1 protein-coding gene and 1 pseudogene are annotated in these 1,247 nt (G+C 73.8%); one reads left to right on the top strand and one right to left on the bottom strand.

The window, feature by feature from the left end; translation table 11 throughout:
* A pseudogene (locus FNX44_RS29335) lies at positions 1-157 on the top strand (cytochrome P450); the annotation flags it as partial.
* 31 nt (positions 158-188) lie between these two features.
* Here the strand turns inward: FNX44_RS29335 and FNX44_RS26980 are convergent.
* On the bottom strand, positions 189-1,247 hold a 1,059-nt coding region (locus tag FNX44_RS26980; RefSeq protein WP_143651583.1), incomplete at its 5' end, for an aminotransferase-like domain-containing protein.

Below are 1,247 nucleotides of genomic sequence, written 5' to 3'. Positions count from 1 at the left end.
CTTCTGCCTGGGGGCGGGGTTGGCACGCTTGGAGATGCGGATCCTCTTCCGTGAGCTGTTGACGCGGTTGCCGGGGGTGCGGGCGTGCGGGGAGCCTGTGTTGGTGCCGTCGTCGTTCGACCACCGGGTGGCGTCGTTGCCTTTTGTCCTCGACTGATTGTCCTCGGCTGGCGCGCGGCCGGGGTCTGTCAGGCGACGAGGCTGCCGGGGGCGCTGGCGTTCTGCGGGGTGCCGGCGACGATGCGGGCGGCCGCGGCGAGCCGGTTGACGGCTTCGGTGGCCAGGGGGCCGGAGACGGTGAAGGGCAGGCGTACGTAGCCTTCGAAGGCGCCGTCGATACCGAAGCGGGGACCGGAGGGGACGCGGACGCCGAGGCGTTCGCCGGCTTCGGCGATGCGGGAGCCGGAGAGTCCGCCGGTGCGGGTCCACAGGGTGAGGCCGCCGGTGGGGACGGTGAACTCCCAGTCGGGCAACGTGGTGCGCAGCGCGGCGACGAGGGAGTCGCGGTTGGTGCGGGCGATGTCGCGGCGGTCGGCGACGGCCTCGTGCCAGGCGTCGGTGGTGAGCAGGTGGGTCAGGGCGAGTTGTTCGAGTACCGGGCTGCCGAGGTCGGCGTAGGCGCGGGCGGCGACGAGGCGGCGGACGATGTCGGGGGCGGCGCGGACCCATCCGATGCGGATCCCGGCCCAGATGGCCTTGCTGGCGGAGCCGAGGGTGATGACGGCGGAGCCGGCGGGGTCGAACGCGGCGACCGGGCGGGGCATGTCGGCGGCGGTGTCGGGGTCGAGGACGAGGTCGACCATGGTCTCGTCGGCGATGAGGAGGGTGCCGGCGGCGCGGGCGGCGGCGACGAGGTCGCGGCGCTGTTCCTCGTTGGCGAGGGCGCCGGTGGGGTTGTGGAAGTCGGGGATGACGTAGGCGAGTCGGGGCGCGGCCGCGCGCAGGGTCTGGTGCCAGGCGGTGAGGTCCCAGCCGCGGTGTTCGGCGGCCATGGCGACGGGGACGAGGCGGGCGCCGGACTCGCGCATGAGTTGCAGGATGTTGGCGTAGGAGGGGTGTTCGACGGCGATGCGTTCGCCGCGTGGGGCGAGGTGGTGGCAGAGGGCGGAGGCGGCGCCCATGGCCCCGGTGGTGACCATGATCTGTTCGGGCATGGTGGGGACGCCGCGGGCGGTGTAGCGGTCGGCCAGTGCCTGGCGGAGGCTGGGGAGGCCGGCCGGGTAGTCGCCGTGGGTGTGGGTGTAGGG

It is taken from the genome of Streptomyces alkaliterrae (assembly GCF_007097205.2).
GTDB classification, from domain to species: Bacteria; Actinomycetota; Actinomycetes; order Streptomycetales; family Streptomycetaceae; genus Streptomyces; species Streptomyces alkaliterrae.
This window is presented reverse-complemented; position numbering and strand designations above follow the sequence as displayed.